We start from the raw sequence: 22538 nt of genomic DNA, 5'->3' as shown, positions 1-22538 counted from the left end.
GATCCTGAGCCTTGCCTTGTGCGATCTTGCTCGACTCGACCTCGAACATGCCTCCGGCGGCGGCCTTGTCGACGAAGTCCTGAGCTTTATCGGCGGCGTAGGAAGGTGCGGCGAATGTCAGGACCGCGCAGGTGGACAGTGCTGTCATCCTAAGGCGGTGTTTCATCGATAGGTTCCTTGTTGAATGGGTGTCACTCAACAAGCGCCAGACCCCTTTGTTCCGGCCGCCACACGATTTCGGGTTGGTGGCGAGAGCGCCTCTTTCACCGGCGGCGATATTCGCCGACGACAAGCCAGTGAAGATCACAGTGGAGCTGCCGGCGCCTCTGCATCGCGATTGGTGAAATATGCAGAGATCCTTGGGCGCGAGACCGGGCGGCCATCGGCCCATCCATCGCGATCGCGCCGACGCTTGAACGGTTCATCTCAACGGACCGGGGCTTTGCGAAAGCAAAGAAGGAGCAGGTTGAACGGAGCTTTCCTATGGCCGACGACCGGCGAGCGTCTGGAGCCGAGACGCCGAGAGAATGCTCTTTTGTCGAAGGCTTACGGCCCAATTAGCCTTGAACGGCCCGTTCCCTCGGTGCTCAAGGCCTAGATCGATCAAATCCTGCGCGTCGGGCGCACGATAATCCGACGCGGTCGGAAAGGTGGGAACGCCAGCGGTGTCTCGGCTGTGTGGGTGGGGCGGAACGAGAGAAGTTCGGGCGGCGGCGCTATGTCTGGCGCCCGCAAGTGGTCAAGCTCTATGATGAAGCCAAAACATACATCGGGAAATGACCGACGGCTGACGTCTCATCGGCAGATGAGCTGCATGATGGGACGGATCTCTTCAGTAAGAGGCTGCCGGTGCCGTCGCACGATCACTTCGACATCAAGGCGTAACGGAAGGCGTCGAGCCGATAGCCTAACTGCCTGAGAAGCGAAAAGCTTCACGCCCGCAATTTAGTGCAACCCCACAATATCTGAGGAGACAATTCCCATGAAAGCACTCGTTGTTAGAGATCAGACGGCGGGAACAGCCGGAATGAAGCTGATGGAGCGGCCCGAGCCGCAAGCCGCGATAAACGACGCAGTCGTTCAGGTTCATGCAGCGGGATTTGTCAACACTGAACTGGAGTGGCCTTCTACTTGGGCGGATCGGGCCTTTCGTAATCGCACGCCATCAATCCTGGGCCATGAATTGGCCGGTGTGGTCACTGCCCTCGGCTATGGGACAACCGGGCTTTCAATCGGTCAGCGGGTATTCGGCCTGTCCGACTGGCATCGCGACGGCACACTCGCCGAGTACGTCGCCATGGAGGCCCGCAACCTCGCGCCGCTGCCCGGCGATGTCGACTTCACAGTGGGCGCGAGTCTGCCGATCTCCGGCTTGACCGCATGGCAGGGGCTGTTCCAGCACGGCCGCGTTCAGGCGGGACAGAGCGTGCTTGCGCATGGCGCGGCCGGTGCTGTCGGTTCGATCGTGGCGCAGCTCGCACGGGAAGCCGGAGCCTATGTCATCGGCACCGGACGCGCCGCCGACCGCCAGAAGGCTCTCGACTTCGGTGTAAATGAATTCGTCGATCTCGGAAATGACACTCTGGAGGACATCGGCGGCGTCGATCTGGTTTTCGACGTCATCGGCGGCGATATCCAGAGGCGGTCGGCAGCCCTGATCCGGGCCGGAGGAACGCTTGTGACCGTCGTGGGACCGACGGATGTTCGACCCGCCGACGGCTTGACGGTTGACTTCGTCGTCGAGGCCGATCGCGCCCAGCTATCCGAGCTAGTCCAGCGGATACGGGACGGACGGCTGCGGACGAACATCGGCAAGGTCTCGGGCCTGGATGATGCCGTTGCAACCTTCAACGCGCGCGAGCGACACACCGGAAAGACGGTCATCCGCGTTCGTCCGCAAAAGCTGGGGAGGGCAGCCGAAAGCCTAACTTGAGGCCGTCCTGCTCAACAGCCTGGAGGGGTGGGAGAAATCCCTTACGCTGCTGCAGGGTGTGATGCCGTTAGCGTCAAGCTACTACAAACCACAGGCGAGATGACGGACCGCGGTGCGGTGTAGGACTCCGAACTGGCAAGGTGATTCCTGCGAGAAGCCGATGGCATTGGCCCTTGAAGGAAGCCGACCGAGCAATTGCGGCCAATGCTCCGCTTCAGGTCGCCTTATCGTTAAGGGGGCAAGCCCCAGCCGTTCTTGATTGAAAAAGAATTCAGATCCTTCTCTCCCACGGAAGGGATGGCCGTTGGCGCGGCCCGTGCAGTGCCGGCTGTCGAAGTCTCCACCATGCCCCGTTGACGGCACGTTGGCTAAGCTCCTCGTTATCTTGCGCTACTGTCACCAATGGGAAAATCCAAGCAGTGGGTGGCCCCCTTTCTCTCGAGACGGAGATCTACACCCGCGTCAAATTCTTGTTCTGGTATTTCGAGACGAAATCGGCCACTGAGTGGTGAAAGTCGGGCATTGCGGCTTCAATCTTTTCATCGCTCCAGTCCCACCATCGAATGGCGAGCAGACCGGCTATGACTTCCGGCTCAAAGCGATTTCTGATCAGCCTCGCCGGGTTGCCCGCAACAATTCCGTAGGGCGGCACGTCCTTTGTGACAACCGAGCCCGCCCCAACAACAGCGCCATGGCCAATTGTCACGCCGGAAAGTACGATGGCGCGGGAGCCTATCCACACATCGTTGCCAATGGTGATCGGCCCCTTTGTCAGATCTCGGTCCGCGCCAGCGAAAGGATAGGTCGAGACCAGCGACATGGGATGCTCGCCGGCGGCTATGAAAAGAACGCCCGCGGCGATCGAGCAGTAGCTTCCAATGATGACCGGTGCTTCGGCCGTCGCTTGGAAGACGTTGCTGACATCAACCCCGTAGGTCTTTCGCCCAACAGTAACGTGCCTGCCCGGATACGGCTTTCTCAGCCCGAACTTTGTTCGCAGTTCTCTAAACATCGCCATGAGGCGTCGATAGCTCAGTATAGCCAGAAAACCAAGCGACTTACATCCTGTAGAGGGCGCCGCACCCAATCCGAGAAGACCAGGATCGACGCGTCTACCGCCATTGGTGAACGCGCTCGAGCGATGCCGAACTGCTTTGTGGCCGAAAGAACTGAGGTCACCACCGCCGACGCTTCGGTTATTGCCGACTATCTGGAACCGGCGCCGCAAAATTGTGAAACTCTTCAAAACGGCCAGGGAATGCATGCCAGATACCGGAATTATCCATCAGCCGGGCAAAATAGCGCCAGGCACCGACAAGTTCCAGGCTCGCTGGTCCGCGCCGGACGAGCTCACTAAAAGTGGCTCGGCTGACGTTAGCCAACTCGGTCTCCAATTCTGCCTTCCGGTCTCGGGAAGGGTGGCGAGCTCATGTCGCGGATGGATATCTTTAACCAGGATGGGCATTTGAATGAGGATACGGTCTTTAAACCAGGAGCCTTTTCGAACGACCGGGCGTTCGCACTTGCGCATCCAAATGTGAGATATTCGTCGTTAAGTTCCTGCGGATTCGGTAATCCGGCACCTGCAGGCTGATGGATGCCCGTCATCATCGCAGGGAATGGCGGGCATCCATGAGCTGGCGATGAAGGGACTGTGCTCGCCAGCACGTTCAAATGAACATCTGCGAAAGATGTTTCACGGTCGGGGCTTATGAGTCGACGCGACTGACGGGCATGACACAGATATCGGGGGAACAACCTGGCTTTTGGCTGTTCCCGGGTAGCCTGCCCGCGCACGTTGCCATTTTGTGCACCCAGGCTACTCCAGTATCGCCCGCTGGCTCGGGCCGGCGGGCTTTTTATCGTTTTGAGAGCGCTGTCTTTATTTCTTCCAGCGTCTCAATGCCGTTTTCAAACAGCGACATGATCTCCGCCGCCAGGCTTTCGCGCTCGGGGCTGGTCAACGGCAGATCGGCCCCAAGCTCTTTGAGCGCGGCTGCAAGTATCGCGAGCTGTTCCGGGGTAGCAGAACCGTTGTGGCGCATCTTCATTTCCCCAGAGCCCCTCGTTAACCGTCCGGCCTTATGGCTCTTCTAGCCAGGACCGATCGGCATTAACATTTGTTGTATGCAGCATGGAGCAGGCGAATTTATCCATTTCTGTGACAATTTTGCTCGCTGCAATAAGATTACAGTGGCCCTCAACCAGCGGGGGCATGCAGGCGCACTGGAAGGCAAGCGGCAGGCGGACTAGCGCACCATGGCGCTTTTGTCTCCTATCGAGCCAGAACGGGCTGAAGCGTCATCGAACCTCCACCAAACGTCTATATCAGATCGTGTGCGCCTGCTCTCCGGCAGCACGCGTTTTTTTAGAGGAGGAGGGAGCCGGATGGCAAAGAGAAGCGCCTGTTTGCGCAACCGGGTCCATCGAGGTTGCAAGCAGATTCCGAACACTAGTTGCGTTCCAGACCTTCGAGCGCGACAAGCAGTTTCGTGGGATCTACCGGCTTTTGTAGGCAGGGAACACCCCTGAATTCGGCCGGAATGATGTCGGGGTCATAGCCGGTCAGGAAGACAAAAGGTATGCCTCGCGCCTGAAGAGCGGAGGCCAATAGGAAGTTAGGACCGGCGCCGAGGTTAACGTCAACTAAGGCACAGTCTGGCCTTTGCACATCCAGCAGTGAGAGAGCCTCCTCGGCGGCGCTGAAAGGACCCAGGACCTCCGCTCCGGCGTCTTCGATCATCTGCTGAGTGTCGTCGGCAAGGTAGAAGTCGTCCTCGACGATCAACACTGCTCGGCCGCGCAGGTCGAAACTCATCAACTCTTCCCGTTGTCGGCGCCGCGCTCTGCGGGCACGTCGGTCTGCAGTACGCTTTCGCTTGGTTGCAGAGGAAATGAGATACGGCACAGAAGGCCGGTATCGGTAAGCTGCATCTCGCCAACACCCCTTAGCTCGAATGGCACGCGTCGGGTGATCAACTCGGTACCAAATCCTTTACGCATCGCCCCAGATGACGATATCACCACCCCGCTCTCTTGCCACTCCAGCTCCAGCCAGTCCCGACCTTCGCGCGGCTTGCGGGCCCAATGAACGTTGACCTTGCCCTGCGGAGCCCCAATGGCGCCGTACTTGGCAGCGTTTGTGGTCAATTCGTGAATTGCCAATGTCAGAACTTCAGCGGCCTTTGGCATCAATATGATTTGCGCCCCTTCGACTGAAATTCGCGAAGGATCGGCGGCCTGCGACAGGAGTTCGTCACGTACGATGTTGTCCAGTTCAACACCTTCCCCGGGTCCGCGTGTAAGCAAAGTCTGGGTGCGCGCCATGGCGGCAATTCGTCCGCTCAGCCGTTCGCGAAACTCCTGTGTCGTGCACGTCGTATCGCCCCTTTTTACGAGCGAAGCGACCATTGCAAGAACGTTGCGAACACGGTGCTGTAACTCAGCCGTGAGGACAGCCTGGCGCTCTTCGTTGCGCTTGCGCTCGGTTATATCCTTGCCAATCTTCATGAAGCCGCGAATTGTTCCGTCATCGTTGCGAAGTGCCACGGTCTGGCCGTCAAGGAAAACTCGACCTCCATCCTTTGTTGTATGCCATCGGATATTTGGAGCGACGCCCTCGGTGCGCGCCCGGCTGAGTTCTTGTTGCGGTACACCGTGTGCCTGATCTTCAGGGGTGAAGATTGAGGAGACGGGCTTTCCCAGCATTTCCTCAGCGCTCCATCCGAAAACGGCGGCGGCGCCGGGCAGCCAGTCAATGATGAGATCGCCCGGGTCACTGAGGACGATCGCATAGTCTCTGGCGTTCTCGACTATCAGGCGGAAGCGCTCATTTCCGTGCTCCAATTCGCTCAGCAATCCTCTGAGCTCGTATTGACGCTGGCGGGCGCGCAGCGCTGCCCGCGTCGAACTCGTCAGCGTGATTGACTCCACCGGCCGCTCAAGCAGCGTGACGTTTCCGAGCGAGGAAACCAGCTCGGCTCGCCAGGTCGTCACTCTTTTTTGCGGTAGGTGACTTGTGAGAATAATGAAAGGAAGGTCCGACCAGACCGGCTGATCCTTCGTCCATCGGATCAACTCCCCAAGATCACGGCCGTACAGACCTTCCTCGGCAGCAATCACGGCAAGACATTGCGGGCCCAGCCGTTCGACCAAGGCGCCATAGTCGACACACACGACCGCTGCGACCCCGATGCGTGACAAAATCTCGACCGCCGTCGGTCCATCTCGCCCGATCGGGGCAAGGACAACAACCGCACTGCCGTCTATCTCAGTTCTGATCGTTGGCACCGCGCACCGTTGGCAGCTCCTTGTCGCTAGTATAGGTCGGTGTGCCCGAGAAGATTCCGGAGAACTGCGTAAGCGGGGGCCCGACTGCAACGCCATTTGGCGTAAGTTGAAATTCCCGGATGGTATGCTCGTGATTACCACTGCGCTTCTTGACCACTGAAAGCGCGCGCCGTACCGAACCCGCGACCTCAAAATAACGCAGCATGAGAACAGCGTCGCTTAGATAGCTGAGGTCCAGTGGAGTATCCATCGGACCGACCAGACCATGCTGCGCGAGAACGAGAATAGTGATCACGCCCTGTTGTCCGAGATAGCTCAGCAATTCGTGCATTTGCAGGATCAAGAAGCGTTCGTCGGGCATCGCGTTCAAATACCCGTTGAGGCTGTCGATGACGACAACTTTGGCTTTGTCCCGCTCGACACTTGCGCGCACCCCAGCCGCGAATTCTCCGGGAGAAAGCTCCGCCGGATCGATCTGCTGGAGTTTTAAGGTTCCGTTGGTCAGCGCCTGATCAAGCGGCATTCCCAACGTCTGCGCACGCGCTTCAATTGTGCCGCGGCCTTCGTCGAAAGCGAAATACACGGCGTGCTCGCCTCGTTGAGCCGCAGCCAGTGCAACGGTCAAGGCGAGGGAGGATTTTCCCGCGCCGGCGGAGCCGATGAACAAAGCGTTGGTTCCCCGCTCGATCCCGCCGCCGAGCAACTTGTCGAGTTCGGAATTGCCAGTCGATGCGGCTTCGACCTCAAACTTGCTATGATGCTCCGCAGCTATCAGTCGCGGGAAGATGTTTAGCCCGCCTTTTACGATTGTGAAATCGTGATAGCCGCCGCGGAACCGGATGCCTCGCATTTTGATGACACGTATCCGACGCCGCTCCGCACCGTAGTCCAGCGCCAGTTGTTCCAGGTTGACCACGCCGTGGCATATCGAGTGCAATTGCAGATCCGTATCCGCCGATGAAAGGTCATCCAAGAGAACGACCGTGCAGTGACGTGCGGCGAAAAAATGCTTTAGCGCGAGAACTTGCCGCCTGTAACGCAGCGAGTTCTGGGCCAGCAAACGTAGCTCCGACAAACTGTCGAACACCACTCGCGTAGGATCAAGGGCAGCAACCTTTTCAAACACCACATTTGTGGTTTCGCTGAGTTCGATTTCAGCGGGATGAAGGATGGTCAGTTCACGGTCGGGGTCGAGGGACGTCTCCGGTGGAACCAACTCGAAAACATCGATCCCATCAAGGGTCCAACCATGCCGTTTGGCTACCAAGGCCAACTCGCGTTGGCTTTCAGAAAGCGTTATGTAGAGCACCCGTTCGCCGAGCCGTACGCCCTCGAGCAGAAATTGAAGCGCGATCGTGGTTTTCCCGGTGCCGGGGCGGCCCTCGTAAAGATACATGCGGTCAGGGTCAAACCCGCCGCCTAAGATGTCGTCCAGCCCTTCACTGCCGGTAGATACCCGCTTTTCTCCCAGATCAATGTGGATATCGACGCCCGCGGTTGCAGCGCCCTTCCTGTGATCGTCTGGCATTTCTCTTCCCCTCAAGCCCAGTGTGCGGCGGACGATGCCGGCCGCGGCCGCCGAACCGAAAGAACGCCAAACGGCAGCGCGGGTTCCCGGCGCTTGACCCGACGGCGTCGGGCGCAGGAAAATGTTGCTGGTCCGCGCCTAACGCTGATCAACCGCGGAGCTTTCTCGCTTCGCGCCCTAACGTCTTTCGATCGTTGCCATGTTCCCTGATCAGATCCCGAACCTGCTCGGGGCTGATCCGATGCTGTTTGGCAAAATAGCGGACCTCGTAATCTTCCTCCGCCGACACGCGGTCACGGTCGCGAAAATCTCGCCTGGCTTTGTCGTCTGACATTGCTCATTCCTCCTGGTCAGGGAGAACAGCGGCGCTGCCGGAATGTTCCTGATGCTATCAACGACCACCGCGCAAAACATCAAACAGTCTGGACGGATGATCGCGGACAGATGGCGGTTAAAAACCTCTGCTTTACCAACGGGGTCTGATTGACCCCGACCGGCTTTCGAACGAAGTTGAAAAAGCAGGGTTCGCCGGCGCTGACCCTGTCTTCTGGCAGGGCTGGAGCATATGCCGCCGAAGCCCAGCAGGCCATCTCCGAAAAAGCCGAGCAGACGCAGCGCGATATCGGATGGAGCCTGGCCGCTTTCGGCGGCGCCCTGCGCGCCGCGAGCGATCACTTGGCTAACAGCGACCAGAGCGCGGCCTCGAAGTTTATGCAGGAGGGCGCAAGCGGGCTGGAGCGGCTGGCCTCCTCGTTGAAGGAGAAGCCGTTCGGACAAGTGCTCGAAGACGTTCAGTCTTTTGGCCGCCAGAATCCTGGAGCGCTCCTTGCCGGTTCAGTTCTGGCAGGATTGGCCCTTGGCCGCTTCATACGGGCTTCGCCGCCCGGCACGCGCCACCCGACCCACGGCGCGGCCAAGGCGGAACATTCCGGACAAACCGGCCTGGGAGCTCCCACAAATTGGGGTTCCGACGGCGGCATACCCAGCAAGGCAGCGGAGCTGAAGAAATGAGCACTCACGATAATCCAAGTATCGACACGTTGGTCGCCGATCTGGCCCAAGAGGTGAGTACGCTCGTACAAACGGAGGCGAGGCTCCTAAGAGCAGAGATATCGGAGGCCGCGACCAAGGCTGGCGCAGGCGCCGTCGAGGTGCTGGGCGGCGCGATATGCCTGCTCGCAGCGCTGCTGATTTTGTTTGCAGGCGCTTGTGATCGCCCTGGCCCGCCTTGGTCTGGGCGCCGGGTGGTCCGCTTTACTCGTCGGCGTGGTCGTGGCCGTGCTTGGCGTGATCCTGTTGCGGACCGGCATGGCGAGCATGGCGCCTTCCGAGCTCGCGCCGGACCGTACACAGGAACAGCTCAAGCGTGACGTGAACGTGATCAAGGAACAAGCGAGATGACCGAGAGATCCGCAGCAGAGCTCGAACGCGAAGCGGAAGCCACGCGCGCAAGAGTGGTGGCGACCGCCGACTCCATTCGCGACAAGATGACCCCCGGGCAGCTCTTTGACGAATTCACCGGGCATTTCAGAGGCGGCGCGGGCTCCGAAATGCTTCACAACCTGAAGGCCCAGGTGCGGGACAATCCGTTGCCGCTGACGGTGATCGGCGCGGGCCTGGCCTGGCTAATGTTGGGCAGCGGCGCCTCCGCCACGCCGGCTGGTACCGATGGTGTGACGCGGCGCGGTCCTGGCCTCGATCATGGAGCGTTCGGCGCTGGAATGGGTTCGACCGCCTCGGATGCGGCAGGCTCTGTCGCCGAAGCGGCCAGCGGGGCGGCCGGAACTGTCTCGGAAAGGGCAAGCGAAGCAGCCGGCACAGTGTCGGGCCTCGCAAGCAGCGCAGCGAACACGCTTAGCGACTCCGCGGCTGCTACGACAAACATGGCGACGAGCGCCAACCGCTCCGCGCAGGAGCTTTTGCAGAATCAACCTCTGGCGGTAGCCGCGGTCGGTCTCGCCATCGGTGCCGCGATCGGGGCCATGCGGCCGCACACGAAAATCGAGGACGAGCACCTAGGCGCTTGTCGCGAGCGGCTTCGCGACAGTGCCGAAGACAGTTTGAAAGAAGGACTCGACACTGCAAAGCAAGTTGCGGCCGAAGCCTACCGGACGGCAAGCGACGAAGCCGGACGGGAGGCCTCAAGCGAGGGCATCCTGGCAGACGAGGTCAGCGGCGTCGTCAAATCCGCGGCGGACAAGACCGAGGAGTCGATGCGCGAGAAGCTCTCCGCTTCCGACCCGTCCTCCTCTCGGAAATCATAGCCGATTTTCCAACACGTCAAGGAACAATGCGCGCCCGCTCGGTTCGGGAGGCCTCAGATTAAGGGAGGTACCGCAATGGCTGAATCGCGCGACTAGCTTGTCCACTGGTTGAGGGACGCTCACGTCAGAGGAACAGGCAAAGATATGCTGTCCGGGCATTGAGAGCTACCTGAACTGAGCGGCGCCTTCGCGCCCATCTGGACGAGAGCAGGCCAGGCGGCTCAAGACCTGCCTGGACGGACTTGATGAAGGGTCGTGCATGTTGAAGGACGCCGATGGCAAGCTAACCGCCACGGCGCAGTCGATCAGCGGCGTGTTCGCCGGCGACTACGTCCTGAAAGGCTCGCTTGCGAGCCACACGTTCGAACATATCGAAGTCGGGTCCTAGACGATCCTTATCGCCGCGGCCAATGCCGCGGGCGAGGCAGAGATTGCCCGCGTGTGCGAACAGAACTCGCGTGAGGAGGAAGCGATGGCCGAGTGGCTGAAAAGCAACCTGCAGCAGGTCACGGAACAGTTCCTGATGCGGGCAGACGCAGACAGCGACGCCGCGAAACGCTGATTTCGGTCGAAGGCTTACAGCCCGCCCCGCTGTGCAACAGGGGGCGGACCCAGCTCGCTTGAGTCAGGAACGTTGGCCCGCGTATGGCCGCGCGGACACGGGGCACGTCACGCTGCAGACCGAAAGCCGATCATTTAGATGCGCCGTTTGCACTAGGAACATTCCCGCTAACCCCGCGTTGGGTCATCCGAGATGGAGGAGCACGATGATGCACAAGGACGAAGTAAAGGGATCTGCCAAGAAACTGCGCGGCGAGGTCAAGGACAAGATCGGCAAGGCTACAGGTGACGACAAGCTCCGCGCCGACGGGGCGGCTGACAAAGCCGAGGGCACGCTGCAAAAGGGTGTGGGCAAGGCAAAGGACGCTGTCCGAGACGCCTTAAAGGACTAAGCATTCGTGGAATCAGCGCGCTCCGTCGCTGCAAAGTCGTGCAAGGTATCGCCTGGCCAGCTTCGAGAGCTCGGTCGACGTCCTCGGAGAAGCGGCGGATAGCCCCGAACGCGTTGGCAGAGCGAGGTGCCGCCCTTGAAGACGAGGTTCGCCGTCGCTCGACCAAGGGCGATGTTGCGAAATTCGGCAGTTTTTCGGCGGTGATTTTCGCCGCCCTATAAATTGCCTTCGTGGTTATGTCTGACTCCTGCTCGACTGCTAATCTCCATCTCCGATCTAGCAGACCCGATCTGCGACCGCATCCCTGATCAAGTAAAGTGCTTTCAATATGGCGCGAGGGCTGCGGCGTAGAACGGCGTGCGTAAAGGCGTGTCTGCGTTGCGCCTCCGAGCGGACGTCAGCCGTCAGAAACAAGCTGCATATACTGACTGATAGAGAGAGCCGGCTCCAACTCGGACCGGTTTCGGCCTGACCGTCGCCCGGAACCGATCTCCTGACGCTGTCTCTGCTTTGAGGTGTCGCGGACCACCTGCCTTCCATCTGTCGAAATGAGGGCGATGGTTTGAATTTGGCTGTGATCGAAACTGTCCTAACCGGTCCGATCAAACCGGTCGCGCAACATGCTCCAAGGCAGCAGCATGTTGGGCGCGTAGCGCAGCAAGCCGTGAAGGGGGATCGGCGCCGGCGGCGCAAATGGCAACGGCAGGTCGCGCCCTTCTGTCCCGGCGGCCCAGTCGGCCAGCACCTTGCCCATGGCCGTGGTCATGGCGATGCCGCGTCCATTGCAGGCCCGGGCCGCCATCAGACCTGGGCCGAGGTCGATCAGATGCGGCAGGAAATCCGGCTCGATGGCGGCGATCCCCGACCAGCTATACTCAGGCGGCGGCAGGTCGGGCAGTTCCAGGCATCTCGCCAGTCGCCGCCAGATTGTCTGCGGCACGCGCCTCTCGGCACCCGCGCTTACCACATGCATGCCGCCGCTGATCAGCCGGTTCCGGGCATCAAAGCGGAAGGTGATGAGATTGCGTCTGGTGTCGGAGAAACCCTGGTCTCCAGGCAGCAGGCGCTGGCGCGCGTTCGACGGCAGCGGCGCCGTCGCGATCTGGAAAACCTTCAGCGGAAAATAGGTGCGCTGCAGTGTCGGGTTGAGCGCCCCGCCATAGGCGTTGGTTGCGATCAGCACCTTGCCGGCACGCAGCGAGCCGGACGGAGTCGTCAACGTCCAGCCGTCGGACAATCGGTCGATCGATGTGACACGCGAGTGCTCGAAAATCCGTGCGCCGGCGTTCTCGGCCGCATCGGCCAGTCCGCGCGCGAATTCGACCGGATTGAGCACGCCGCCTGAGCGGTCCATCCAGCCGCCGGCATAGTCTCGCGCGCCGGTCAACGCCTCGGTCTGGTGGCTGTCCAGTATCACCGCCGGCCGGCCGCGCTCCGCCCATTGCCTGGCGCGGGATCGGATTCTTACGAGAGCAGCCGATGAGTGCGCCGCTTGTATCCAGCCGTTCTGGACGGCGTCGCAGGCGATGCTATGCCGCTCGATCAGGTTGAACACGAGGTCGGCGCTGCCCGCGGCGACTCCGATCAGCCGCTCGCCGCGCTCGGCACCGAGATGCGCCACTATGGCGTCCGGATCCATCTTGGCGAAATTCGGCACAACGAAGCCCGCGTTGCGGCCCGTGGCGCCCCAGGCGATGATCTCTGCCTCGAGCACAGCCACCGAAAGGCCTTTGCTGGCCGCATGCAGTGCGGTCGACAGGCCGGCAAAGCCGCCGCCGACGATGGCAAGATCGACATCGAGGCCATCTTCCAGCGCTGGCCGGAGGCGGCGGTCGCGGCTGACCGCATGCCACAGGGACAGCGCTTCTTGCGGCGCCATTGCGTTCAGGATCCGCTTTCCCTGGCTGTGGCCTTCGTCCGCTTGCCGAAACGCGTCCGCCGTGGTCGCTCACCGAACATTCCGTTCGGCCGAACCAATAGGATAACGCATAGCATCACGCCGATGGCGACGATTTGCAAAGATGCGGCTCGCGCCTGTTGTTCGGGCGCGAAGAGCACGCTCGTGAGAGCGCCCGAGCCCGCCCATATCGCCCAGACCAGCACACTGCCCGCAACGGCGCCGGCGTTGCTTCCGGAGCCGCCGACGATCAGCATCACCCAAACTTGGAAGGTGAGGATCGACAGGTAATTGTCGGGTGCTATGAAGCCGGTGAAATGCGCCTGCAGCGCGCCGGCAAGCGCCATGATCGCGCCGCCGACGGCAAAGGCCTGGACACGATAGAAGCGTGCGCTCTTGCCGAGCGAAATCGCGGCGCGTTCGTCTTCGCGCAAGGCTTTCAGGACCCGGCCCCACGGACTGCGCGTCAGATGTTCGAGTGCCAGATATGCGGCGAGCGTCACCGCCGAGACGATGGCCAGATTCGATAGGTTGAAGAGCAGCGGCGTTTCGGCGAGATCGCCGAAGGGTCGCGGGATGAAGCCGATGCCGAATGGGCCGCCCGTCAGCTTCTGCGCGTTGAGCGCGACCAGTTGCACGACGACCGCAACACCGAAAGTAGTGATTGCCAGATAATCCGATCTGAGCCGCAACGTGGCGATGCCGGTCAGCGCGGCGGCAACCCCACCGGCAAACATCGCCCCCAGCCAGCCGATGAGGATCGGCAGGCCGAAGCCACCCAGCCGGGCGGGGTCGTCGGGCGTGGTGAGCAGCGCCGAGGTGTAGGCTCCGATGGCGACGAAGCCGGCTAGGCCGACATTGAACAGACCGGTCAGCCCCCATTGCAGGTTGAGGCCCAGCGTGACCAGCGAGAAGATCAATGCCGTTGTCAGGAAGAAGGCGCCGTAGCCCACTAGATCGATCATCTTTCACGCACCCCGAAGAGCCCGATGGGGCGCACGATCAGCACTGCCATCAGGATGATGAAGGAGACCGCGGCGCGCCATTCAGCGCCGATCAGCTGGACGGCGCCGGCCTCGGCGAGGCCGATGATCAGGCCGCCCAGCACCGCACCCGGAATGCTGCCGATGCCACCCAATATGGCGGCGGCGAACATCGGCAACAGCATGTCGAAACCCATCAGTGGACGGATCTGAACCAGCACGCCGATCATCACGCCGGCGACGCAGGCCAGTGCCGCGCCGATGACCCAGGTGACGCGCACGACGCTGGCGACGTCGATGCCGGCGGTGCGGGCAAGCGCCGGGTTCTGACTCATCGCCTGCATGGAGCGGCCGGTCTGGGTGTGTGTCGTCAAAAGATGCACGCCAAGCACAAGCACGGCCGTCAGCAGCAGGAGCGCGATCTGATCGGGCGTGATGCGGACCCCGAAGCCGACCGGCATCGCGATCTGGATGGCACGGCTGAAATAGGTCGGGCGCGAGGTGAAGATGAATTCGAGCAGGCTTCTGAGAGCCATCGAGGCGCCGAAGCTGCCCATCACCACGATGATCGCCTGCTCCTGCTTGCGCAGCCGCGAAAACAGCACCTTGTCGAGCAGCAGCGCAAGCAGGGCCGTAAACGCCACGCCGACGACCAGCGCGACGATGAGCGGCCAGCCGAAGGACAAAGGCGCGATCGGCGCCACCTTGCCGAACATGGCGGTAATGGCGCCGACGACGGCCAAGGTCGCATAGGTGCCCCAGGCCATGAAATCGCCATGGGCGAAGTTCGAGAAGCGCAAGATGGAATAAGTCAGCGTCACGCCGATGGCGCCAAGCCCGATCATCGAGCCGGTGAGCAGCCCATCGACGATGAATTGCAGGCTCATGCCGCGCCTCCCATCTCGGTGTGCCGTGCGCTGTCCTTATGGACTGGCCGCTGGCCGAGATAGAGCTCTGCGACGACCGGGTCGTCCCATAGCGTCGAGGCGACCCCCTCGTGCCGCTCTTTGCCCTCGACCAGCACATATGCGCGATCGCCGATGGCGAGCGCTGCCTTGGCGTTCTGCTCGACCAGCAGGATGGTGACGCCGGACTTGCGGATGGCCGAAAGCATCTCGAACACCATCGACACGAATTTCGGCGACAGTCCGGCCGAGGGCTCGTCGAGCACCAGCACCTTCGGATGGACGATCAGCGCCCGCGCTACCGCAAGCATCTGCCGCTGCCCGCCCGAGAGGTTGCCGGCGGGGGTTCGCCGCTGGCGCCGAAGGTCGGGGAAGGCCGCGTACATTTCCTCGATGCGGGCAGGCGCCTGGCGCCGCTCAAGGATGCCGCAGGCGACCTTCAGATTGTCCTCCACCGACATCCGTGGAAAGACGTTTTCAGTCTGCGGCACGAAGGCAAGGCCGAGGCGGACCATGGTGTGGGCGGGCGCCGCGGTGATGTCCTTGCCATCAAGCAGAACCTTGCCCCGGCTGATCGGGACAAGGCCGGCGATGGCCCTGATCAGGCTCGATTTTCCCGCGCCATTCGGCCCGAGGACGACGACGATCTCGCCCTTGTTGACGGTGATTGAGGCGCCGCGCACGATCGGCACGCCAGGCTCGTAGCCGGCTTCGAGATCGCTAACGTCAAGCACGGCTTCGCTCATGCCGCGCCTCCGAGATAAGCCTCGATGACGCGCGGGTCGCGCGCCACCTCGTCGGCTGTGCCCTCGCAGAGCAGCTCGCCGCTCGCCATCACCAGCACGCGGTGGCAAAGCCGTGTGACCATGTCGATGTTGTGCTCGATCAGCAGGAAGGTGATGCCGCTCTCGTTGATCTCGCGGATGCGCTCGATGATGACCTCGAGCAGCGTGGCGTTGACCCCGGCCGCCGGCTCGTCGAGCAGGATGATCGCCGGATCGGCCATCATCACGCGGGCGAGCTCGAGCAGCTTGCGCTGGCCGCCGGAAAGCACCCGAGCCGGCTCGTGCGCCAGGCGGGTCAGCGAGACGAGCTCCAGCAGCTCGGCGGCTTTCTTCGCGGCGGCTTTCTCTTCGGCGGCGACCCGCCACGGTGCGAGGAAATTGGCAAGCAGCCGTTCGCCGGTCTGTCCTTGCGCGGCAAGCATGACGTTCTCGATCAGCGTCAGGTTGGGAAGCGGCCGCGGGATCTGGAACGTGCGGCCGAGGCCTCGGCCGATGCGGTTGTGCGCGGCTTCGCTGGAAACAGCGACGCCACCTAGATAGATCTCGCCGCTGGATGGCAGGATGCTGCCGGCAAGCAGGTCGAACATTGTCGTCTTCCCCGCGCCGTTGGGGCCGATCACGCCCAGAATCTCGCCAGAGCGAACATCGAACGAGACATCGTTGACCGCGACGAGCCCACCGAAGCGCCTGACGACGTTTCTTGCCGCCAGCACCGGTTCCTGGGGCCTTGACCCGTGCCGTTTCACCGTCTCTCCCATCAGTCCGTCGGCCGCAAGCGTTTTTTCGTTTGCTGATTTTGATATGTGATCACACTTGCTTTGATCACGCTAATCAGCTTTAATTTTCTCCGCAAGCCCGAAAACAGACAGGTCGGCCAAAAGCTGGAGTCGAAAGCGCATGCACAAGGCAGCCGCGGAGCGGAGCAATGACGTTTTCGCCGCGCAACTTGCGCCGGTCGGCCGCGAGACCGTGCAGGACCGCGTCTATTCCGAGCTGCGCCGCGCTCTGATTGGCGGCCTGTTCGAGCCAAGCCAGGTGCTGACCATTCGCGGCCTTGCCGACGCGCTGATCACCTCGACCATGCCGGTCCGCGAAGCGCTTGGACGGCTGATCACGGAAAAAGCGCTCGAGGCGCTGCCAAACCGCTCGGTGCGCGTCCCGCCGATCACGCTTGAGCGGATCGATGACCTGCTGCGCGCACGTATCCTGATCGAGGGGGAGGCGATCTCGCTCGCCGCAACTCGTATGGGGTCGCGTGGAATTGCGACCGTCGAGGCCCTGCTGCGCGAATGGGACGAGGTCCGGGCACTGAAGCACAAGAAGGATGTCGACCGCGAGGTTACGCTCAACCAGAGCTTTCACTTCGAAATCTACCGTGCCTGCGGGTCTGCAGTGCTGATACCAATGATAGAGAGCCTCTGGCTGCAATCCGGCCCATGCATCCGCGTCGCTATCTACGCCTTTTCCGAAGCCGGCGAGGTGGACACCGCGCATTACCATCGCAGCATCGTGGCAGCGCTTGCGGCGCAGAATGCACAGGCCGCGCGCGAGGCATTGGTGGCCGACATCAGCCGGCCCTTTGCCTTCCTTCGCGACAAGCTGCAATCCAACGCACGAACGGAGTGAGATGACGAAGGGCGCCATACAAATCACCGAGCCGCGTTCAGGCCTATCGGCTGCGGCGCTGCTGCTGCCGGAAAAGGCACCCAGCAACGCTGCCTTTCTCTGGAGCTATCTGGAGAAGCCGCGCGTGGTCGCCGGCATCCACGCGATATGGACCGGTCCTGAAATCTCCTGTCCGGTGCCGCCGTCGCATCTGGAGGGCCAGCCCTATGCGCAGCCGTTGCCGGCCGAGAATGCGACAGTGACGCCCCAGCCCGGCGATATCGTGCTCTCCTATGTGCCGCCGCGCATGTGGGGCGGCAATCCGAATGCGATCTTCGACATCGGCCTGTTCTACGGGCAGGGCGCGCGGCTCTTGTTCCCGATCGGCTGGCTCGCTGGAAGCGTCGCTGCACAAGTGCTGCCGGAGCAGCGGGAACAGTTCGCCGCAGCCTGCGGCGTCATTCGCCGCAATGGCGCCTGCGACGTCACCTTCACGCGAGCGGAGATCTGAAAATGGTCGAGCGCGACGACAGTTTCGAGCTCTTCGATCTTCGCGTCGAGGCAGTCATCCCCGAAGATAAGCCGATCTATTGCGGCGCCAAGCCTGGCGACTATTTCGAACTGAAGGGCGAGATGCTGTCGCTGCCGACAGGGCAGGGGTTTTCGATCTATTCCATTGCCGCCGTGCTGCCACTGCTGGCGGCCAAGCAGCGGCCGGCGCACGCCAATGACTGGATGACGTCTGATGCCGAGATTGCCTGTCCAGATCCCAACTGCGCCAGCCGGCTCAGGATCGTCAGGCTGGCCAAGCGGCGGTTCAGCCATGCCGAAACGACGGCGGTGCCGCTGCCGGGGGAGACGGAGCACAAATGACCGCCAAGACTTTCGAGCTTGCCCCAGGCTACGCCATTTCGCGCGTCATTCGCGGCGGCTGGCAACTGGCCGGCGGCCACGGCGCGATAGACCGTGAACAGGCGGTGGCCGATCTTGTCGCAACGTTCGACGCCGGCATCTTCACCTACGACTGCGCCGACATCTACACCGGCGTCGAGGAACTGATCGGCGCCGCGCGTCTGCGGCTTGGCAACGAACGCGGCCTCGATGCCGCCGCCAGGATGAAGGTGCACACCAAGCTGGTGCCCGATCTTGAGCGGCTGGCCGGCATCAGCCGCGACTATATCAGGGGCATTATCGACCAGTCGCTGCGCAGGCTGAAGACTGAGCGCATCGACCTCGTGCAATTCCACTGGTGGGACTATGCGCAGCCTCGTTATGTCGAGGCGATGGGTTGGCTGGACGAGCTCCGCCGCGAAGGTAAGGTTCGCAATCTCGGCACCACCAATTTCGATACGCGGCGGCTCGCCGAAATCCTGGCCGCGGGCATTCCGCTGGTCAGTCAGCAACTACAATATTCCGTGCTCGACCAGCGTCCTGCCCGAAGCCTTGCCTCGCTGGCGAAGCAGCATGGCATGAATTTCCTTTGCTATGGTTCGGTTGCCGGCGGTTTCCTCAGCGATCGATGGCTTGGCGCTGCCGAACCGGCGACCCCGCTCGAAAACCGCTCGCTGGTCAAATACAAGCTGATCATCGACGATTTTGGCGGCTGGGACCTGTTCCAGCAATTGCTGCGAGTATTGAACGCGGTCGGCGATCGCCGCGGCGTCGACATCGCCACCATCGCCAGCGCCTGGGTGCTGGAACAGCCGCAGGTCGCGGCCGTCATCGTCGGCGCCCGCAACCAGTCGCACGCGCTTGCCAATGCGGCAATCATGGACGTCCAACTGAGCCCCGACGACAAGGCGGCGATCGGCGCCGTGATCGCGCAAAGCCCGGGCCTCGAGGGCGACGTCTACACGCTTGAGCGTGACCGCCATGGCCGCCACGGCTCTATCATGCACTACAACCTGAACGCGGGCCGGGTATGAGCGCCATGGACACCTCGCTGTTCTCCCGTGCTAGCGCCGAGGTGATCGACCTGCACCGCTTCTTCGTCGACTGGTTCGTCGCCGCGCGCGCCGACGCGGTGGACTTCGGTCGCTTCGAGGCCGCCATGGGTGAAGGCTTGACCATGGTCGCGCCGAGCGGCGCGGTCCTCGGTCGCGGCGCGGTCATCGACCATGTCAGGCAAAGCCGCGCCACCTGCGATGACGGCTTTGCCATCTCGATCGAGGACATCAGGCCCGGCTGGCAAACCGACGACACGATCGTCGTCCTCTATGTCGAGACGCAGCTGCGCGAGGGCAAGCTCAGCCGCCGCCAGTCGAGCGCCATCTTCACCACCAGTGCATCGGCGCCCAACGGCGTCGAATGGCGGCATCTGCATGAGACCTGGCTGCAGGTGCCGGAACGCTGAGACAGGCTCAAGAGATCAAAGCAAAGTCGAGTAACTCAAGGGGAACAACAATGAGAAACACGATACTGAAACTCACCACCGCGCTCGCTCTCGTCACGCTGGCAGGCGCGGCGCACGCCGCCGACTGCAAGATCACCGTCGGCCTGGTCATGGAACTGACCGGCCCGGCCGGCGAATACGGCCAGGCCGGCGCCAAGTCGGTCGAGATGGCCTTCCGCGATATCAATGCCGCGGGCGGCGTGCGCGGCTGCGATCTCTCGACCGACACGCGCGACAGCCAGAGCCAGGGCAATGTGGCGGTCGACGCCGCGACCCAACTTGTCCAGGTCAAGAAAGTGCCGGTGATCATCGGCGGCATCATCTCTTCGGTGTCGATCCCGATCCTCACCTCAGTCACCGCTCCGGCCAAGATCGTCCAGGTATCGCCTGCGTCCTCCTCGCCGACGCTGACCGCGCTCGGTCGCGACGGCAAGACCAACGGCATTTTCTTCCGCACCATCACCTCGGATGCGCTGCAGGGCGTGGCCGCCGCCAAATACGCCATCGACAAAGGCTTCAAGAAGCTGTCGATCATCCACGTCAACAACGACTTCGGCGTCAACATGGTGGCGGAGTTCTCGCGCGCCTATAAGGCGCTCGGCGGCACTGTCGTCTCCGACACGCCCTACAATGAGAAGCAGTCGAGTTATGCCTCGGAAGTGACGGCGGCGATGGCCGGTGAACCGGACGGGCTCTATCTCGTCAGCACGCCGGTCGACGGCGCCACCGTCGCCCGCACCTGGATCTCGCAAGGCGGCGTGCAGAAGTTCCTGCTCAATGACGGCATGAACAGTCCCGACTTCATTGAATCCGTCGGGGCTGATTATCTCAAGGATGCCTATGGCACGTCCTCCGGCACCAGCCCGACCGCGTCGACGGACTATTTCAACAAGAACTACAAGGAATTCTCAGGCATCGAGCCCTCGAACCCGGCCGCCGATCGTTCCTATGACGCCGGGGCCATCGTCGGGCTCGCCATCGCCATCGCCGGCTCCGACGACCCGGCCAAGATCAAGGACGCCATGTACAAGGCGGTCGATCCGGCAGGCACACCGATCTATGCCGGCAAGGAGGAATTCGCCAAGTCGCTCGGCCTGATCAAGGACGGTAAGCCGATCCGCTACGAAGGCGTCATCGGTCCGATCGCCTTCGACAAATTTGGTGATATCACCGGCCCGTTCCGCCTGTGGAAGATTGTTGACGGCAAGGTGACGACCGACGGCGAGATGACGACAGATGACGTCAACGCGTTGCAGGCGAAATTGAACAAATAAGCCCTCCGCGAAGGCCCCGGGCGGATGCGGTCTTCCTCTCCCCGCATCACGTCGGCGGAAAGCCGACGCGCGGCGACCTGCGCGACGTCAGCCGCCCGAACGGGGCCGACATGACGAAGCGCCTGCACCACCGTACCGGCGGGGCTGCCCGGTGCGATCAGATGCTTGGGTGAGGCGTGGCGAACATCGACGACACGCTTGCCCAGCACGACACGGCGCGACGGGCCGTCGGTGAGATAGATGCTTTGAGCAGGAACCTGCGTTGAGAGACCGAGCGCGTTGGCTGCCCGTGCCCCGGCAATCTGCACCTGCGAACCGGTCTCCCGAGCAAGAGCGTGGGCGACATCGTCCGGAGAAGGCGACAACGGCCCGAGCTTCCGATGCAGCTTAGGGAAATCGTAAAGCCGCGCGCGAGCCGGCGGAGCTGCCCACCTTTGACCAGCCGGGAGAGGGCTTGATCGACAGCCGGGCGAGCCGCGACGGTGAGGAAGTCGCTGGGCGTGAAGGTGCTGCCGCGTCCGCTGGCGCGGACACGCTTCATACCCGGTCGGGAACAGAGGCGGCGACCATTTTCATGCGTCAGAAAACAACCTATCTTTTTCTGACATCCAAGAGTTGGGTCCGTGGAGCTGCGGCCATTCCTGAGGCGATCTCGATTTTCGCTTTCCAATCTGCTAAAGCAGTTGATGACGGTACTTTTCGGAGTCGGCGGCAAGGTTGATGCCGACCGAAAAATCCGGCTCTGAAGGGCGATTGATCCCGATAGATGCCGAAACGACGCAAAAAATTTTCGCGAAAATTTCCCTTTAAAATCATGACCGCATGATTCTAACGGCCCTCCGGTCGGCTTATTGGCATTAGCGGAAGAAAAAATCAAACTAAATCAACGGTTTAGCTCGATTTTGAACAATTGAGTGGGAGTGACAGGGATCGCCATGAAGTAGGCATGGGATAGGAGGATGTATAAGCAATCGGAGACCAGCGACAGATAGAAATCGAGCGACGCTGCTCTGCAGGCGGTAGAAGCCCAGGTCGTGTCCTCATCAGCCGACCGGCAGACTATTGGCCGCCAATGCCAAGGAACCACATTCCCATCGGCCAGTTCACTTTCTATGGTGAAAGGAGCACGGGCCATGGCATCCGTCCGATACATTGTGACAGACGTTGACAGTTCGGTCGCGTTTTATCGCGATAACCTCGAGTTCGAGGTTGACATGCACAACCCTGGCAAGTTCGCAGCGCTCATTCGCGATGATCTCACGCTTTACCTTAGCGCTCCGGGGGCAGGCAGTGGAGGAACTGCTGGCGGCAAACCAGAACCTGGCGGGTGGAACCGATTCATGATCGTCACGAAGGACATAGATGTCGTCGTCGGCCGGTTGAACGATGCAGGCGTCAAATTCAAAGGAGAAATCAGCGAGGCGGGAGCTGGTCGCGCCAGACTTCTGGAAGATCCGTCGGGCAATCTGGTTGAGCTGTTTGAATTCAAGAAGAAATGAGTGCGCGCAGATCGTCAACAACGACGTTCATGTTCATGCGCTTCGCAAGTCCGACCGAATGCAGCTGAGGGAGCTGCCCGGCTGGCATTGAAGTGCGTGGCCGCACTTGATGCCACAGTCGCTGAAACCAAGCAGACAAGCAATCCGAGCGCTCGCGCTGCGCGACCGCTCCATAGCGCCACGAGATCCGCTCGCGGCCGGCGATTCCTAGCGACCGGCCCATTCCCGCC

General features: G+C 61.7%; 24 protein-coding genes and 6 pseudogenes. 17 read left to right on the top strand and 13 right to left on the bottom strand.

Features of this window, described 5'->3' with window-relative positions:
• Nucleotides 1-245 precede the first annotated feature (245 nt).
• The 4 genes and pseudogenes from FJ423_RS34490 to FJ423_RS34870 form a co-directional block, all read left to right on the top strand.
• Nucleotides 246-462, top strand: a pseudogene (locus FJ423_RS34490) (DUF2274 domain-containing protein); the annotation flags it as partial.
• A gap of 216 nt (nt 463-678) precedes the next feature.
• Nucleotides 679-885 (top strand): annotated as a pseudogene (locus FJ423_RS34485) (hypothetical protein); the annotation flags it as partial.
• Nucleotides 886-982: 97 nt separating this feature from the next.
• Complete coding sequence (locus FJ423_RS32570; RefSeq protein ID WP_140847800.1) at nt 983-1933, top strand: NADP-dependent oxidoreductase; 951 nt, start codon at nt 983-985, stop codon at nt 1931-1933.
• Nucleotides 1932-2036 (top strand): annotated as a pseudogene (locus FJ423_RS34870) (sugar phosphate isomerase/epimerase); the annotation flags it as partial. The gene FJ423_RS32570 and the pseudogene FJ423_RS34870, both read left to right, overlap by 2 nt.
• Nucleotides 2037-2384: 348 nt before the next feature.
• On the opposite strand, the gene FJ423_RS34705 reads toward FJ423_RS34870, so the two are convergent.
• The 6 genes from FJ423_RS34705 to FJ423_RS32535 all read right to left on the bottom strand — a co-directional run bounded on the left by FJ423_RS34705 (nt 2385) and on the right by FJ423_RS32535 (nt 8085).
• Entirely contained in the window at nt 2385-3197 is an 813-nt protein-coding gene (locus FJ423_RS34705; protein WP_281409028.1) for a CatB-related O-acetyltransferase, read from the bottom strand.
• 595 nt (nt 3198-3792) lie between these two features.
• Nucleotides 3793-3984: a hypothetical protein gene (locus FJ423_RS32555; protein WP_140847797.1), complete on the bottom strand. Its 192-nt coding sequence runs from the start codon at nt 3982-3984 to the stop codon at nt 3793-3795.
• Nucleotides 3985-4385: 401 nt separating this feature from the next.
• Nucleotides 4386-4751 carry a response regulator gene (locus tag FJ423_RS32550; RefSeq protein ID WP_246680382.1) on the bottom strand — a complete coding sequence of 122 codons (366 nt, stop codon included), beginning with the start codon at nt 4749-4751 and terminating at the stop codon, nt 4386-4388.
• Nucleotides 4751-6223: a PAS domain S-box protein gene (locus FJ423_RS32545; RefSeq protein ID WP_181174978.1), complete on the bottom strand. Its 1473-nt coding sequence runs from the start codon at nt 6221-6223 to the stop codon at nt 4751-4753. The genes FJ423_RS32550 and FJ423_RS32545 overlap by 1 nt, the downstream gene beginning before the upstream one ends.
• Nucleotides 6204-7751 carry an ATPase domain-containing protein gene (locus FJ423_RS32540; protein WP_140847787.1) on the bottom strand — a complete coding sequence of 516 codons (1548 nt, stop codon included), beginning with the start codon at nt 7749-7751 and terminating at the stop codon, nt 6204-6206. The genes FJ423_RS32545 and FJ423_RS32540 overlap by 20 nt, the downstream gene beginning before the upstream one ends.
• A gap of 148 nt (nt 7752-7899) precedes the next feature.
• Nucleotides 7900-8085: a DUF3606 domain-containing protein gene (locus FJ423_RS32535; protein WP_140847783.1), complete on the bottom strand. Its 186-nt coding sequence runs from the start codon at nt 8083-8085 to the stop codon at nt 7900-7902.
• 149 nt (nt 8086-8234) lie between these two features.
• Here FJ423_RS32535 and FJ423_RS34475 point away from each other — a divergent pair, with 149 nt between their 5' ends.
• From FJ423_RS34475 to FJ423_RS32510, 6 genes and pseudogenes are all read left to right on the top strand, one after another.
• On the top strand, nt 8235-8762 hold the full coding sequence (locus FJ423_RS34475; protein WP_246680381.1) for a hypothetical protein: 528 nt from the start codon (nt 8235-8237) through the stop codon (nt 8760-8762).
• Nucleotides 8759-8899, top strand: a pseudogene (locus tag FJ423_RS34470) (phage holin family protein); the annotation flags it as partial. The gene FJ423_RS34475 and the pseudogene FJ423_RS34470, both read left to right, overlap by 4 nt.
• 61 nt (nt 8900-8960) lie before the next feature.
• Nucleotides 8961-9152 carry a phage holin family protein gene (locus FJ423_RS34465; RefSeq protein ID WP_246680380.1) on the top strand — a complete coding sequence of 64 codons (192 nt, stop codon included), beginning with the start codon at nt 8961-8963 and terminating at the stop codon, nt 9150-9152.
• Nucleotides 9149-10015: a DUF3618 domain-containing protein gene (locus tag FJ423_RS32520; protein ID WP_140847780.1), complete on the top strand. Its 867-nt coding sequence runs from the start codon at nt 9149-9151 to the stop codon at nt 10013-10015. Before FJ423_RS34465 ends, FJ423_RS32520 begins: the two co-directional genes overlap by 4 nt.
• Before the next feature lie 214 nt (nt 10016-10229).
• Nucleotides 10230-10577: pseudogene (locus tag FJ423_RS34700) on the top strand (DUF892 family protein); the annotation flags it as partial.
• A 205-nt stretch (nt 10578-10782) separates the two neighbouring features.
• Nucleotides 10783-10968 (top strand): CsbD family protein, encoded by a 186-nt coding sequence (locus FJ423_RS32510; protein WP_348642947.1) that lies wholly within the window; start codon nt 10783-10785, stop codon nt 10966-10968.
• 589 nt (nt 10969-11557) lie between these two features.
• Here the strand turns inward: FJ423_RS32510 and FJ423_RS32505 are convergent.
• From FJ423_RS32505 to FJ423_RS32485, 5 genes are read right to left on the bottom strand one after another with little or no spacing between them, the layout of a single operon-like run.
• A complete protein-coding gene (locus tag FJ423_RS32505; protein ID WP_181174977.1) occupies nt 11558-12847 on the bottom strand; it encodes an FAD-dependent oxidoreductase in 1290 nt (429 codons plus the stop codon).
• Nucleotides 12848-12852: 5 nt separating this feature from the next.
• A complete protein-coding gene (locus FJ423_RS32500) occupies nt 12853-13830 on the bottom strand; it encodes a branched-chain amino acid ABC transporter permease (protein ID WP_181174976.1) in 978 nt (325 codons plus the stop codon).
• Nucleotides 13827-14735 (bottom strand): branched-chain amino acid ABC transporter permease, encoded by a 909-nt coding sequence (locus FJ423_RS32495; RefSeq protein WP_140847774.1) that lies wholly within the window; start codon nt 14733-14735, stop codon nt 13827-13829. The genes FJ423_RS32500 and FJ423_RS32495 overlap by 4 nt, the downstream gene beginning before the upstream one ends.
• Nucleotides 14732-15499: an ABC transporter ATP-binding protein gene (locus FJ423_RS32490; RefSeq protein WP_140847771.1), complete on the bottom strand. Its 768-nt coding sequence runs from the start codon at nt 15497-15499 to the stop codon at nt 14732-14734. Before FJ423_RS32490 ends, FJ423_RS32495 begins: the two co-directional genes overlap by 4 nt.
• Entirely contained in the window at nt 15496-16284 is a 789-nt protein-coding gene (locus tag FJ423_RS32485) for an ABC transporter ATP-binding protein (protein ID WP_246680379.1), read from the bottom strand. The genes FJ423_RS32490 and FJ423_RS32485 overlap by 4 nt, the downstream gene beginning before the upstream one ends.
• Before the next feature lie 151 nt (nt 16285-16435).
• Between FJ423_RS32485 and FJ423_RS32480 the strand changes: the two genes are divergently transcribed.
• Genes FJ423_RS32480 through FJ423_RS32455 form a run of 6 tightly spaced genes read left to right on the top strand, consistent with a single transcriptional unit; the run spans nt 16436 to nt 20809 of the window.
• Nucleotides 16436-17164, top strand: a complete 729-nt coding sequence (locus tag FJ423_RS32480; RefSeq protein WP_140847765.1) for a GntR family transcriptional regulator — start codon at nt 16436-16438, stop codon at nt 17162-17164.
• A 1-nt stretch (nt 17165) separates the two neighbouring features.
• The gene (locus FJ423_RS32475) at nt 17166-17654 is read left to right on the top strand and encodes a DUF3830 family protein (protein WP_140847762.1); all 489 of its coding nucleotides are present in this window, start codon (nt 17166-17168) and stop codon (nt 17652-17654) included.
• Nucleotides 17655-17656: 2 nt separating this feature from the next.
• Entirely contained in the window at nt 17657-18016 is a 360-nt protein-coding gene (locus tag FJ423_RS32470) for a TIGR04076 family protein (RefSeq protein WP_140847759.1), read from the top strand.
• Nucleotides 18013-19068: an aldo/keto reductase gene (locus FJ423_RS32465; RefSeq protein ID WP_140847756.1), complete on the top strand. Its 1056-nt coding sequence runs from the start codon at nt 18013-18015 to the stop codon at nt 19066-19068. Before FJ423_RS32470 ends, FJ423_RS32465 begins: the two co-directional genes overlap by 4 nt.
• A complete protein-coding gene (locus tag FJ423_RS32460) occupies nt 19065-19496 on the top strand; it encodes a hypothetical protein (RefSeq protein ID WP_140847753.1) in 432 nt (143 codons plus the stop codon). The genes FJ423_RS32465 and FJ423_RS32460 overlap by 4 nt, the downstream gene beginning before the upstream one ends.
• 50 nt (nt 19497-19546) lie before the next feature.
• Nucleotides 19547-20809 carry an ABC transporter substrate-binding protein gene (locus FJ423_RS32455; protein WP_140847751.1) on the top strand — a complete coding sequence of 421 codons (1263 nt, stop codon included), beginning with the start codon at nt 19547-19549 and terminating at the stop codon, nt 20807-20809.
• Between the two features lie 53 nt (nt 20810-20862).
• Here FJ423_RS32455 and FJ423_RS34455 read toward each other — a convergent pair.
• Nucleotides 20863-21385, bottom strand: a pseudogene (locus tag FJ423_RS34455) (DUF6088 family protein); the annotation flags it as partial.
• A gap of 557 nt (nt 21386-21942) precedes the next feature.
• Here FJ423_RS34455 and FJ423_RS32445 point away from each other — a divergent pair.
• A complete protein-coding gene (locus tag FJ423_RS32445) occupies nt 21943-22308 on the top strand; it encodes a VOC family protein (protein ID WP_140847749.1) in 366 nt (121 codons plus the stop codon).
• On the opposite strand, the gene FJ423_RS33925 is transcribed toward FJ423_RS32445, so the two are convergent.
• Nucleotides 22295-22538 (bottom strand): hypothetical protein (locus tag FJ423_RS33925; RefSeq protein ID WP_210239589.1); only part of this gene is annotated, 244 nt, incomplete at its 5' end. The genes FJ423_RS32445 and FJ423_RS33925 overlap by 14 nt on opposite strands.

The sequence above is a fragment of the Mesorhizobium sp. B2-8-9 genome, from assembly GCF_006439475.1.
Lineage (GTDB): Bacteria > Pseudomonadota > Alphaproteobacteria > Rhizobiales > Rhizobiaceae > Mesorhizobium.
Note: the sequence above shows the minus strand (reverse complement) of the source record. Positions and strands in the feature narration are given on the sequence as shown.